Source organism: Spirochaetota bacterium (genome assembly GCA_004297825.1).
Taxonomy (GTDB): domain Bacteria; phylum Spirochaetota; class UBA4802; order UBA4802; family UBA5368; genus FW300-bin19.
On the sequence record SCSX01000030.1, the window covers coordinates 1 to 11,937 of the forward strand.

The 11,937-nt window shown below is 55.3% G+C and carries 14 protein-coding genes; 4 read left to right on the forward strand and 10 right to left on the reverse strand.

Annotated elements, in window-relative coordinates:
- On the reverse strand, positions 1–440 hold a 440-nt coding region (locus EPN93_05820; protein ID TAL37402.1), incomplete at its 3' end, for a rhomboid family intramembrane serine protease.
- A 109-nt stretch (positions 441–549) separates the two neighbouring features.
- Positions 550–876, reverse strand: a complete 327-nt coding sequence (locus tag EPN93_05825) for a YkgJ family cysteine cluster protein (protein ID TAL37389.1) — start codon at positions 874–876, stop codon at positions 550–552.
- Positions 877–941: 65 nt separating this feature from the next.
- Between EPN93_05825 and EPN93_05830 the strand changes: the two genes are divergently transcribed.
- Positions 942–2,774 (forward strand): hypothetical protein, encoded by a 1,833-nt coding sequence (locus EPN93_05830; GenBank protein TAL37390.1) that lies wholly within the window; start codon positions 942–944, stop codon positions 2,772–2,774.
- 25 nt (positions 2,775–2,799) lie between these two features.
- On the opposite strand, the gene EPN93_05835 is transcribed toward EPN93_05830, so the two are convergent.
- Positions 2,800–3,540, reverse strand: coding sequence for a hypothetical protein (locus EPN93_05835; GenBank protein ID TAL37391.1), 741 nt, complete (start codon positions 3,538–3,540; stop codon positions 2,800–2,802).
- Between the two features lie 200 nt (positions 3,541–3,740).
- Between EPN93_05835 and EPN93_05840 the strand changes: the two genes are divergently transcribed.
- Positions 3,741–5,870, forward strand: coding sequence for a 4Fe-4S dicluster domain-containing protein (locus EPN93_05840; protein ID TAL37392.1), 2,130 nt, complete (start codon positions 3,741–3,743; stop codon positions 5,868–5,870).
- Between the two features lie 58 nt (positions 5,871–5,928).
- Here the strand turns inward: EPN93_05840 and EPN93_05845 are convergent, their stop codons facing one another.
- Positions 5,929–6,108 carry a hypothetical protein gene (locus EPN93_05845; GenBank protein TAL37393.1) on the reverse strand — a complete coding sequence of 60 codons (180 nt, stop codon included), beginning with the start codon at positions 6,106–6,108 and terminating at the stop codon, positions 5,929–5,931.
- 162 nt (positions 6,109–6,270) lie between these two features.
- On the opposite strand from EPN93_05845, the gene EPN93_05850 reads away from it, so the two are divergent.
- Entirely contained in the window at positions 6,271–6,573 is a 303-nt protein-coding gene (locus tag EPN93_05850) for a hypothetical protein (GenBank protein TAL37394.1), read from the forward strand.
- Here the strand turns inward: EPN93_05850 and EPN93_05855 are convergent.
- Positions 6,546–7,289: a hypothetical protein gene (locus EPN93_05855; GenBank protein ID TAL37395.1), complete on the reverse strand. Its 744-nt coding sequence runs from the start codon at positions 7,287–7,289 to the stop codon at positions 6,546–6,548. The genes EPN93_05850 and EPN93_05855 overlap by 28 nt on opposite strands.
- Positions 7,290–7,424: 135 nt before the next feature.
- Here EPN93_05855 and EPN93_05860 point away from each other — a divergent pair, with 135 nt between their 5' ends.
- Positions 7,425–8,252 carry a GGDEF domain-containing protein gene (locus EPN93_05860; GenBank protein TAL37396.1) on the forward strand — a complete coding sequence of 276 codons (828 nt, stop codon included), beginning with the start codon at positions 7,425–7,427 and terminating at the stop codon, positions 8,250–8,252.
- Here the strand turns inward: EPN93_05860 and tsaD are convergent.
- The 5 genes from tsaD to EPN93_05885 all read right to left on the reverse strand — a co-directional run bounded on the left by tsaD (position 8,249) and on the right by EPN93_05885 (position 11,904).
- Positions 8,249–9,247: a tRNA (adenosine(37)-N6)-threonylcarbamoyltransferase complex transferase subunit TsaD gene (gene tsaD / locus EPN93_05865; GenBank protein ID TAL37397.1), complete on the reverse strand. Its 999-nt coding sequence runs from the start codon at positions 9,245–9,247 to the stop codon at positions 8,249–8,251. The genes EPN93_05860 and tsaD overlap by 4 nt on opposite strands.
- The gene (locus EPN93_05870) at positions 9,234–10,604 is read right to left on the reverse strand and encodes a S41 family peptidase (GenBank protein ID TAL37398.1); all 1,371 of its coding nucleotides are present in this window, start codon (positions 10,602–10,604) and stop codon (positions 9,234–9,236) included. The genes tsaD and EPN93_05870 overlap by 14 nt, the downstream gene beginning before the upstream one ends.
- 13 nt (positions 10,605–10,617) lie before the next feature.
- Positions 10,618–10,893, reverse strand: coding sequence for a hypothetical protein (locus EPN93_05875; protein ID TAL37399.1), 276 nt, complete (start codon positions 10,891–10,893; stop codon positions 10,618–10,620).
- Between the two features lie 83 nt (positions 10,894–10,976).
- Positions 10,977–11,588 carry a CoA pyrophosphatase gene (locus tag EPN93_05880; protein TAL37400.1) on the reverse strand — a complete coding sequence of 204 codons (612 nt, stop codon included), beginning with the start codon at positions 11,586–11,588 and terminating at the stop codon, positions 10,977–10,979.
- 61 nt (positions 11,589–11,649) lie between these two features.
- Entirely contained in the window at positions 11,650–11,904 is a 255-nt protein-coding gene (locus tag EPN93_05885; GenBank protein ID TAL37401.1) for a HypC/HybG/HupF family hydrogenase formation chaperone, read from the reverse strand.
- Positions 11,905–11,937 lie beyond the last annotated feature (33 nt).

An 11,937-nucleotide genomic window follows, 5' to 3' on the forward strand; every position in this document is an offset into this window, starting at 1 on the left:
AGAATCCCGAACGCCAGGAGCACGCCGAATACCGCGCCGGAGGCACCGATCGTCGGGATCGCGTATGTTGAACCCTGCGAAATCACATTGATGATGAAGATCGATAATCCCGCGCCCGTCCCGCAAAAAAGGTAATACGCGAGGAAGCGGCGGGGGCCCCACGTCTGTTCGATCGGCAATCCGAAGATCAGGAGCGCGTACATATTGAAGAAAATATGCGCGAATCCAAAGGGGTTATGCAGGAACATATAGGAAAATATCTGCCAGACATACCCGCTCTCGACGACCAGTGCGGGAATCAATCCCAGGTAAAACGTCATTACCGGCGTCTGCCCGCCCTGACCGTTGATCGAATACGCATACTGGTAGGAGATGGTGAGCATCTGTATGAGAAAGACCACCACGTTGATGCCGATAAGTTTGAAAACCCATCCCTTCATGGGTGTCTGCGGCGCACCGTTCATTCCTGCTCCACGCTTTTTGAAGACTCGTGCTCGCCCGGTTCATTCGAGCATGAGCAAACTAGCGCGGTGCAGCCATTCAGTAAAGTCATTTTTTGTACAGGGGGCACAGGTAGGAGGATCCGGGCCGGTAGTCCGCGCACACCTTCGGGCGGGTCTCATAGATGCCGCAGGCGCACAACTCTCCCCCGAGCGCGAGGAACGGGCAATGGCGGATATACCTCCCGGTCCTGGTGGAGATGAAATGATCGCCAACCCACACTGCGCTCTCAGACTCGCGCATGCCCAGGATGTCGTCCCGCCCTTCCCGCCTCCAGCGCCCGATATCCTCATCGCTGGCGCAGGCGAACATGTCGGCGAGACAGCATCTTCCGCAGCGCATGCATTCCACATCCGCGCCGTCGTGCCGTTTCATTCTTTACAAATACGCGTCAATCCCGTATCGTCTACCATATTCCATCCACCGGGAGCCGTGTCAAAATGAAAACCGCGATCCTGATTATTTTTGCGTTCGTCCCGCTCCTGTACCCGGCGTACGGTCAGGCGGTCGAGGCCGAACTGAGCGTTCGTGTCGAGCAGGAGGTGCTCCCGGCACGCGCGGGCGGCACGGCGTTCGCGGTCGTCGATATACAAATTCCACCGGGCAAGCACATTTACGGAAATCCCAAGGGACCGGGCACCGGAAAACCCACGACCGTCACCCTGGACCAGTCGCCCGGCATCTCGCTGGCAGGGGCGCGATTTCTTCCCCCGGAAAAATATACCGCCGAGGGCGAAAAGAATTTTGTCTGGATCTACACCGGGCACACCCGGGTTCTCGTGCCCCTGGAGATCGAAGGGAATGTAATCCCCGGGGATCGCCCGGTGCGGCTCATGCTCAACACGCTCCTGTGCGACGAAAAATCATGCATGCCCCGGACCGCGGAACTGGCGCTTACGGTGCGCGTGCTTCCCGCGGGCTCTTTGATACCCGAATACCCCAAGGCAGAGATCGCGAAATTCAGCGTCATCCCGGGAAACCCCGCCGCATCTGCACACACCCGTAGCGCGGATAAAGTATCTGCGGGCATAAAATTCACCGCGCGCTACATATCATCTGGAAGCATCTCCGGGCTGCTGCAGGCAATCTTGTTCGCGCTCCTGGCGGGTTTCCTGCTCAACTTCATGCCCTGCGTGCTGCCGGTGGTAAGCCTCAAGGTCATGAGCCTCGTACGGCATTCCGGCGAGGAGCGAAAGGTCCTTGTGCGCCTCGGTCTTTTGTTCAGCCTGGGAATATTGACGATCTTCTTTCTGCTCGCGCTGCTCGCGCTGGTTCTCGGCTACAACTGGGGCGAGCTCTTCCAGAAGCGCTGGTTTCTCATCTCGATGATCGCGCTCGTGTTTGCCCTTGCGCTCTCGATGTTCGGGCTCTTCAGCCTCAACATCCCCCGGTTCGCGTCCCGGCTGTCGCAGGAACGCGCGAACCCCTATCTCGACTCTTACATCAAGGGCCTGCTCGCGACACTGCTCGCGACCCCCTGCAGCGGGCCGTTTCTGGGCGGGACCCTGGCCTGGTCGTTCACGCAGCCGCCGGCGATCCTGTTCGCAATATTCATAAGCGTCGGTGCGGGAATGGCGATGCCGTATCTCGTCCTCACCGCCTTTCCGCGCCTCACCCGGTTCATCCCGCGACCGGGAAACTGGACCGTCGATTTCGAGCGCATTATGGCGTTCCTCCTGATAGCGACGGACATCTACCTGATTAATATTTTAACAAACGACATGGTCGTGCCCACCCTTTCGTTTCTCGGTTTCGTTTCGCTCGGCCTGTGGATATACGGCAGGTTCGGCGCGATCACTGAAACGACCGTTCGCAGGATCGCCGCATTTATCGGCCTTGTACTCATTGTCCTGGGGGGCTGCCTGTTCTCCTTCAATGTCGTCCATAGAGGAGATGATGCAGGGGTGACCATTCAATCCAGGGCATTTTCCCTCGAGGAGCTGCAGAAGAACCGCGATCGCGGCAGAATCTCGGTGGTGAAATTCACGGCTGACTGGTGTCCCAATTGCACGCTCGTCGAGAAGACTTCACTGTATACCCGGAAAGTCATCGACGCCCTTGAAGCCCGGGGCGCAGACCTCATGGTGGCCGATATTACCCGCGAGCACAAGGAAGCCCAGGGCCTGCTATCGGAACTGGGCAGCCGTTCCATTCCTTTTCTCGCCGTGTTTCCGGCCGGGGAGGAGTTTGATAAGCCCTATTGCCTGCGGGACATCTATTCCGAGGATGACGTGCTCGCGGCCCTCGATGCCGCCGCGCGCACGGGGAAATAGGCGTCTCCTTTCCCCGTGCGTTTCCTCATGTAATCACGGGATTGACGTTTACATTAAACGGATTCATGCGCACGGCGAGCGAGAAGAGGTACGGGTAGCTTTTCTGTAAATGCTTCATGTACACCAGCCACTCTTTCAGGAGCAGGCGGAAGGCCCTCGTGATATCGCCCTTCAGGTGATCGATGTCGTTTTGGGGCAGGACCGCGAGGGAATCCCGGTGCATAAGCTCATCCGAAAGATGGCATACCGCCCAGAGAAGGTCAGTGAAGGTGTCGTGCTCCAGGAGATTCGGGTTCTCCAGAAGCCTCAGCACCATTTCCCGTTTCGTCTTTAAAAAATCACGCATTCCCTGCAGGGAGCCTCCATCGACGATCAGCTCGTATCTGCGCCTGTCGATGCCGCCTGCAGCGCGCACAAACATTGCCGCGTCCCATTCGCCGGAAACGCATAAATCGGCGCGCAGCGCACCCGCGTCGGCGCTGGCATCCACGATGAGCGCGATGAGCTCACGGCCCATTTCATTGAAGAACACCCCGACTACCATGTTCATCTTGTGTAAAAGGGCCTCCTTCTCCTTCCTTTGAAGGAGCCGATCGATGATGAGCATCACCAGGAGCGCCTGGATGGGGACGAAGGCAAGGTCCTGCATCATGTAAAAGAAGGTGTCCTCCGGCCTGCCAAAGATAACATGCTGGGCGAGGTAGGTGAGCGACGACGCAATCACGAGCGACAGGCTCAGGAAAATATACCATCGTTTTTCTTTCATCGTGTACATCCGCACTCACCTGGATTTCGAATTCGGGACCAGAGCCAGTCATTCCCCGCCGGGGGAGCCGAGTCAACAAAATTAAGTTGACAATATTTTTCGCTATCAAGTAATGGATTTTTGAACAATAAGCCGTTTTTAGTATAGATGTCATCCGTTTACCATCATGTTTTCGCTCAACATTACACGGAGGAATCCCTATGAATTTTGCCGGGTTGTATGATATGCCGGCCACCGACATCGCGCGGCAGATGTACTTTAACGTCGGCGGTTCGCATGGCTTCATGCGTTGGGGCATTTATATTTTTATGTTCGCCGCGTTCATCTACCTGGGTATTACCCTGTACCGGCGCATCAGCGTATGGCGCAAGGGCAAAGGAGAGCTTCGCACCGATTTCCCCGAAAAGCGCCTCTGGGCCTTCATGAAGTACGTCCTTCTCCAGGCCAAGATCCTGCGCGAATCGTACGCCGGGATATTCCACATAAGTCTCTTCTGGGGCTTTATCGGCCTTTTTATTGTCACCATGATCATCGTGGTACAGGAAGATTTCACCGAGCTTTTCTTCCACACCGCCTTCATCTACGGTAATTTCTACCTCATATGGTCTCTCTGCGGCGATCTCTTCGGAGGCGTGGTCTTCCTGGGCCTCCTGATGGCGATATACCGCCGCTACAAGGTCAAGCCAAGCCGGCTGGACACGAGGCCCATCGACACCTTCGCACTTTCACTGATCACGTTCATCATTGTGACCGGTTTTCTCAACGAATCGCTCCGCATCGCCATCACCGGATATCCCAAGTTCGAAATCTGGTCGCCATTCGGATACGCACTCGCCCACCTGTTCGTCTGGGCCGACGAATCCTGGCTCCGCGTGGTCCACTACATAAACTGGTGGCTGCACATGATTTCCGCGTTCTCCTTCATAGGGCTCGTCGCGACCGATAAGATCGGCCACGTGGCGATCACCATGCTGAACGTCTATTTCCAGAATCTGGACAACGAAGACAAGGGTACCAAGTACTCGATGAAAGTCATCCCCCCGGCCGAATTCGAAACCGCCGAGAGTTTCGGCGTGGGTTCCGTCGAGCACTTCACCTGGAAACAGCTCATGGACGGCGACGCGTGCACCCGCTGCGGACGCTGCCAGGACAACTGCCCGGCCTATCTTACCGAGAAGCCGCTTTCTCCAAAGAAAATCGTCAACGACGTGAAATCGGCAATGGACGAGCGGATTCCCCTGCTTGCGGAGGCCGCGAAGACCGGCGCCGATACCGCAACCCTCGCGACCAACCCGCTCATCGACGGGTGGGTCAAGCAGGACGAGATATGGTCATGCACCAACTGCGCCGCGTGCGTGGAAAACTGCCCCGTCCAGATCGAGCACATCAATAAGATCAACGACATGCGCCGCTACAAGGTGCTCATGGAAGGAGACATGGCCGGGGAGCTCCAGACCTCGCTCCAGAACATGGAAAACAATTCCAATCCGTTCGGCTTCGGCTTCGCCGCCCGCGCGGACTGGGTCCCTGCTGACCTGGGGATAAAGCCCCTGTCCGAGGACCCCGAAGTGGATTTCCTTTATTACGTCGGGTGCTACGGATCGTTCGACAAGCGCAATCAGAAGATAGCCATTACCCTGGTCAAGATACTTCAAAAGGCGGGTTACAAGGTTGGTATCCTCGGCGCGGAAGAAGCGTGCTGCGGCGATGCGGCGATGCGCGCGGGGAACGAATATTTATTCCACGCCCTCGCGACCCAGAACCTCGAGGCCTTCAAGACGTACGGGGTCAAGAAGATCGTCACCACGTGCCCGCACGGCTACAATGTCATCAAGAAGGAATACAAGAAATTCGCTAAGGTCGGGCTCGATTCCAGCGGCCAGCCCCTCGAGGCGAACTACGAGGTCTTCCACCATGTCGAGCTTATCAACGACCTCATTAAAAAGGGAAAGATCAAGCTGGTGGAATCCCTGAACGAAAAGATCACGTATCACGATTCGTGTTTTCTTGGAAGGTACAACGAGATTTACGACGAGCCCCGGAACATCCTGAAAGCGCTTCCCGGAGCGCAGTACGTCGAGATGAGCAGGACTCACCATCGCAGCTTCTGCTGCGGCGCGGGCGGGGCGCGCATGTTCATCGAGGAGCACCTGGGGACCCGCATCAACCAGTTCAGGACCAAGGACGCCCACTCGAGCGGCGCGACCAAGATCGGAACCGCGTGCCCGTTCTGTCTCACCATGCTTTCGGACGGCGCGAACGAGCTGGATATCCAGAACCTCCAGACGCTCGATATCGCCGAATACGTCTACAACTCGATGGAGAAGTAGTAATCCCCGCGATTTTGTTGAAAAAGGGCTGTCCGGAAGGACGGCCCTTTTTTTGCGCCTACTGTATCGTCTTCTCCAGCCTGTCGAGCATGCCCTCCACCATCTCCTCATCTTTTTCCAGGGCAACCCTGAAATCCCGGTGATGGGTATGGCGGATTTCAACAAGTGTCTCGCTGATGTAGCGATGCAGCAAGGCGACAAGCAACTCTTTCTCCTGAGGATTAAGGTCGAAATTCATAGTGCACCTCCTGTCTTCTTTATAGTGCAACCATGAAGGGCGGGGATGAAGTCCCGCCTCTCCTGCAACAAATATACGAACCGGGACAATATTTTTCAATTGCCTGTTCGCGATATATGCGGGCAAATTAGCAGGTAGGAATAATCTCCTTGCTGGAGGGACATAATCATGTTCGAGGCGCTCATGCTCTTATTTTTCGGGAGTTCCTGGCCCGCGTCCATTTACAAATCCTATTCCCGGAAAAATGTGTCCGGGAAATCGTTGCTTTTTCTTTGGCTTGTATTGATCGGGTACGTCTGCGGAACGCTGAACAAGGTCATTAATGGGCGCGACTGGGTTATGCTGTTTTATATTATAAACGGATGTATGGTCCTCGTCGATCTCGTACTTTATTATCGCTACAAGGACGCGGCCTGTTCCGACCAGCCGTCCGGCGATCAGGCCCTGAGCGCCCGCTTGCGGTAGCGTTCGAATTCCGCCTTGAATAACTCGGCCATGTCGGCGATGTCCTGAAATTTCTTAACAACGAAAAATTCCTTTATGAGCTGTTTGACTTTCTTATCGTCGTCAAGATCCGCCTGCTGGCGCTGCTGCCCGCGGTAGACCTCGTCACAGTTTCCGAAAATCCCCCTGATCGTATCTTCCGATTTCCTGCCCAAGTCTTTCAGGGGAAAGCCTGTTTTCAGGTGCACGTTCTTTATCACCAGGGCGATGAGGGTGAGTACCTTCCGCGACTTGTCCGCGGCGCTGTCGGATTTCAGCTTCTCGAACGCCTCAAGTATTGTCTTGTTTTTACTTTTTATTGCGTTCAGAATCTCCTGCTGGACTTCCGACGGCAGCTTTCCGAACGAGGGCGCGTGATGGGGATAAAATATTTTAAGGTACTCAGACGAGGTGTAAATGCCTCCGCTCAGCGAATCCTTGAGCATCTCTCCCTGGATATACGCCGAGAGCGTTTCGATATCGATTTCAAGAATTGATCCCGCATCCTGGAGAAAAGCGGGCATTTTCATGTTTTTAAACATGTTCTCTATCTTCCTGCTCTCGGTGATTTCCTTCTGGAAAAAGCACTCGATGAGCAGCTTTCGAAACATCTCCGCACCGTTGCCCGAAAGCGCTTCCTGCCCTTCTATTTCGATGCAATAATCTATGAGGTTATAAAAGCTCTCTTTTTTTCCCATGGTGGTTCAAATTGTTGACGCACGCGCTCGAATAATTCAACTATTATTTCAAACGCGAAATTTCACCTGTATTATTTTCTTGCTCAATATCGCTCCTATCCGATACTATGAGTAAAGCCGGCCCCGGGAAATGAAATGATTGAAGACATTTTAAGGACTAAGGAAAACCTCGAGCTCGATATACTCTCCGATATCGGCGATGAATCCGTATTCAACTTCATCATCGAATCGCTCAAGGTTGAGACCGCATCCCCCTATTCGACGCTCATGGAAGCGATTTTCCACTACAAGGCCTCCGAACCGGAAGCCGAACTTATCTGGAAAAAGATAATGCTGAACCAGAAGGAGATGGAGCGCAGGTGCAGGCGCAAAATCGGTCTGAAAACCGCGGTGGTGGATTACTTCAGCGCAAACGGCATGGATGAAAAAATAGTCATTTTCATAAAAGACAACATGGTGAACGTGATCGACGCAACGATCAGGGACCAGCTTACGGGGTTGTTCAGCAAGGAATTCATCAAGCTTGAAATCGACCGGGAATTTAAGCGGGCAAAACGGTACCGGCTTCCCCTTTCGCTCATGTTTATCGATATCGACGATTTCAAGCGGTTCAACGACAGGTTCGGGCACTCGACGGGCGACCAGGTGCTCAGGAACACCGGGAAGCTGCTCCTGCAGAAGATCCGGCATACCGACAAGACGGGCCGGTATGGGGGGGAGGAATTCATCGTGCTGCTGCCCCACACGGCTAAACCCGACGCGCTGAAGATCGGCCGGAAGCTCTGCCGCGAGTTTCGCGAAACCGCGTCCAGGACCGGCGATGTCCCCGAGGAAGTCACCGTGAGCATAGGCGTGGCGGAAATTTCAGAGGAAATGCAGGACGCCTCGGTCCTTATAGATATCGCCGATAAGGCGATGTACCAGGCTAAAAGCCTGGGCAAGAACAGGTGCTATTCGTTCTAAACCCGCGCGCTTACCTCGGCCGATAGCAGGTCGGTCTCATTTCTCATGAAATACCGGTACCCCAGGCCCGCGACCATTGCGCCGTTGTCGGTGCACAGGATGGGCGAGGGCATGAGTATCTCCTCATCCTCGCAACGCGATTCTCCCAGAAGCGCGCGCAGCCTGCCGTTGGCCGCAACCCCGCCCGCCACCACGATACGCCCGATTCCCTGCGAACGCGAAGCCTGGAACACGCGCCGTACCAGGAGCTCGAGCGCGCATTCCTGGAACGCATAGACGACCTCCGCGGGTTCCGCGCGGGGATTTTCCTTCATGTACGTGATGACCGCGGTTTTCAGACCGCTGTAGGAGAAACGGAAATCCGTCGATTCGGGAAGAAGTTTCCGGAAAAGCGGTCGTTTTGCGTGCGCCGATACGGCCAGCCGCTCGATGACCGGTCCTCCCGGATATCCGAGATCCAGAAATTTCGCGACCTTGTCGAAGGCCTCTCCGACCGCATCATCGACGGTCCTGCCTACCAGGGCGAGTGAGCCCACGCCATTAACGCGGTAGAGGACGGTGTTTCCTCCCGAAACGAGCAAGCCCATGAACGGATACAGCGCTTCGTGCCCTTCCAGGAAGGGCGCATGCAGATGGGCCTCAAGGTGATTGATTGCGATATAGGGGATACGGCTGGCGAATGAAATCGCCTTGGCCGATTGGGTGGCGATAAGCAATGATCCCACAAGGCCCGGCCTGGCTGTTGCAGCGACGTAGCGAAGGTCCTGGAACCCGACACCAGCCTCCCGGAGCGCCGTATCGATGAGCCGGTTAATCAGCTCAAGGTGCGCCCTGGAGGCTATTTCCGGCACTACGCCGAAATATTCCCTGTGCAGGTCGATCTGGCTGAAAATGACGTTGGAGAGGATATCCTTCCCGTTCCTCACCACGGACGCGGCCGTTTCGTCGCAGGAACTCTCCAGGCCAAGCCCGAGGACGTCGTCAGTTCGAGGCATCCACCACGTCCAGGGCTTTCTTCAGCTGGGAGTCGAATTCAAGGTCGTACACGGGCTGCTTTGAAAATTTTCCTGTCTCGGTTTTCAGGAGGTAGCTCGCTGTTTTCTCTGAGATCGTGATGTTCTTCGAGGCCAGGAAGGTCAGGAATTCCTTCCGGGTCTCGGAGGTGTAGCCCTTGTGCGACTTCATGAATTCATCGATCAATTTTTCCCGGTTCACGCGGATGATGCCCGGCCGGTCCTCCTCCGAGAACATTTCCATTTCGACCAGGTAGTCGGGGATTATGCCCTTGCCGTGTATCGAGACTCCCGAAGGCGTATAGTATTTCGCGATGGTCACGGCAAGCCCGATCGATTCGCTCAGGCTGTAAATCTTCTGCACCGAACCCTTGCCAAAGGTCTTTTCGCCGACCAGTTTCGCCCTTCCGTTGTCGCGCATCGCCCCGGAGAATATCTCCGAAGCCGACGCGCTCCCCTTGTTGACGAGCACCACCAGCTTCCCGTTGTACAGGGGCTCCGTGCGCGCCTTGTACTCGGTAAGCGTATCGGTGCCCTCACGGCCCCGCGTCGAGACGATCAGCTTGTCCTTTTCCAGGAAGTAGTTCGCGATTATGATCGATTTATCGAGCTGCCCGCCCGGGTTCCATCTCAAGTCGACTATCAGCTTATCGACCCCCTTCGCGTTCATCTCCGCAAGGGCCTTCTCGATCTCTTTAGGCGTTTCGGTGCTGAAAACCTTCACCTTGATGTAGCCGACCTTCCGGTCCTGGAAAATATCGTGGCGCACCGTTTCCATCTTGATCTGTTCGCGCTCGATGTCGAAGGCGAGCGGCTCGTCCGCCGATTCCCGTTTCACCGTGAGCCGGACGCTGGTGCTCGGAATTCCGCGGATAAGCTTGATGATCTCGCCCACGCTCTTGTTTTTGATCTCCGTCCCGTTGACGGCGGTGATGATATCCCCTGCGCGCAGCCCCGCGCGCATGGCCGGCGTGTCCTCGATCGGGGAGATTATGACGATCTCCCCGTCCCGCGCGGTTATTTCCACGCCTATTCCCACGAACTTGCCGCTCGTTTCCTCTTTCAGCTCGGCGAAATCCTCCTCGTTCAGGAAGCGCGAAAAGGGGTCTCCCAGCGCCTGTACCATGCCCCGGATGGCGCCGTAGAAAAGCTGCTTCGGATCGATCTTTTCCACGTACTCCGTGGAAAGAATCTGGAAGGTCTGGTGAAAATAATCCAGGTAGCCGTATGAAGGCTCTTCCGCTTTCAGGCGAAAGGAGAGATTCGTTCCCAGAAATAAACCCGTAAAAAATACGAGTATGAGCAGGTGGATGTTTCGTTCCCTGATTTTTTTCAGCATGGCGGGTACCCTGTTACCGGTTGAGGAAAACCTTGTTGTATTTGTCCTCGTGATTTTTGGACATGTACTGTTTGAACTCGTCCGCGTCTATCTTATACTGCTTGAGGACGTCCTTTATAAGATCCTCCCGCTGGGATATGGATTTCTTCTCATCGAAACTTTCTTCGAATTCCCGCTGGATATACTCGCCCCACACGGTCTGGAACGCTTTTTCATTTAACGGCTGCCGGGAACACCCAGGGACCAGGGCGATACAGGCGAATAAAAGTGCGAGCGCAATGCTTCTCATGGTTCACCTCGTTCAATTTCAGGATTCTGATTCGTCTCCGGGAGGGTGTCAACGACTTTACCCGGAGCACCATGAGGCCGCGATCATCCACCGAGCAATTTATCGGCGAAATCGGTAAGGATGCGCGCCGTGAGGCCCCATATCTGGAATCCCTGATACATATAGAAATATACATTATAAGAATGCCCGTTGAACTCGACCTTTTCCACTTTTTCGAATTCCCTGTTCAGGAATATCGAGAGCGGAACCTCCACGTATGCGTCGATTTCCTCCGGGTTGATCGCGTACTCGTAGGGGTGGGGGATGATACCGACGAAGGACGCGACGTGGAAGCCTGCGATCGAAATGAATTCATCGAATTCGCCAATCACCTCCACATGGTCGCGGTGGATGCCGACCTCTTCCTCGGTCTCGCGCAGCGCCGTTATCAGCCTGCTCCCGTCCTCGAGGTCGTATGCCCCTCCCGGAAGCGCCATCTGCCCGCGATGGGTGGCAACGGTATCGGTGCGCTTTGTTACCAGCACACATGCCTCGTTGTTCTTATTGAATAGGGGAATGAGCACCGCCGCGTCCCGGCAATTCGAGTTTTGAATCCTGCGGGGCTCGTGTGCGTTCATCCTTTCGCGCAGCTTCGTTACGAAGCCGGTGAATTCTTCCTCATGCACGAACCGTACGTTCATACGGGTCTCTCCCATGGATATCGTTTATACACGTCGCGGGAGAACCGCAACCCTGAGACAAGACATTGACCGCCCCCTAACATTCATTGATGCGTTTTTTCTTCTCTTCCTCGTCCATGATCGTGTTGTACTCGTCCCAGGCCGCCTCGATCTCCAGTGCCGCCTCGGGATCCAGCTTCTCGATCACGAAACCGGCGTGTATGATCACCTTGTCGCCGAGCGTCACGTCCGGGGTCATGGTGATATCGACCTGCCTGGTCACGCCGTACGCCCTGGCGGTCGCCTTCCTGCCGCTTATTTCAATAATTTCCATGGGTATCGCGAGACACATATGACTCTCCTTGGTTAACAGATGCGGGGAAGC

What these genes read in the sequence shown, in the direction of transcription:
- EPN93_05825 (TAL37389.1), bottom strand. Translation starts at nt 876, where the DNA reads ATGAAACGGCACGACGGCGCGGATGTGGAATGCATGCGCTGCGGAAGA.
- EPN93_05830 (TAL37390.1), top strand. Translation starts at nt 942, where the DNA reads ATGAAAACCGCGATCCTGATTATTTTTGCGTTCGTCCCGCTCCTGTAC.
- EPN93_05835 (TAL37391.1), bottom strand. Translation starts at nt 3,540, where the DNA reads ATGAAAGAAAAACGATGGTATATTTTCCTGAGCCTGTCGCTCGTGATT.
- EPN93_05840 (TAL37392.1), top strand. Translation starts at nt 3,741, where the DNA reads ATGAATTTTGCCGGGTTGTATGATATGCCGGCCACCGACATCGCGCGG.
- EPN93_05845 (TAL37393.1), bottom strand. Translation starts at nt 6,108, where the DNA reads ATGAATTTCGACCTTAATCCTCAGGAGAAAGAGTTGCTTGTCGCCTTG.
- EPN93_05855 (TAL37395.1), bottom strand. Translation starts at nt 7,289, where the DNA reads ATGGGAAAAAAAGAGAGCTTTTATAACCTCATAGATTATTGCATCGAA.
- EPN93_05860 (TAL37396.1), top strand. Translation starts at nt 7,425, where the DNA reads ATGATTGAAGACATTTTAAGGACTAAGGAAAACCTCGAGCTCGATATA.
- tsaD (TAL37397.1), bottom strand. Translation starts at nt 9,247, where the DNA reads ATGCCTCGAACTGACGACGTCCTCGGGCTTGGCCTGGAGAGTTCCTGC.
- EPN93_05870 (TAL37398.1), bottom strand. Translation starts at nt 10,604, where the DNA reads ATGCTGAAAAAAATCAGGGAACGAAACATCCACCTGCTCATACTCGTA.
- EPN93_05875 (TAL37399.1), bottom strand. Translation starts at nt 10,893, where the DNA reads ATGAGAAGCATTGCGCTCGCACTTTTATTCGCCTGTATCGCCCTGGTC.
- EPN93_05880 (TAL37400.1), bottom strand. Translation starts at nt 11,588, where the DNA reads ATGGGAGAGACCCGTATGAACGTACGGTTCGTGCATGAGGAAGAATTC.
- EPN93_05885 (TAL37401.1), bottom strand. Translation starts at nt 11,904, where the DNA reads ATGTGTCTCGCGATACCCATGGAAATTATTGAAATAAGCGGCAGGAAG.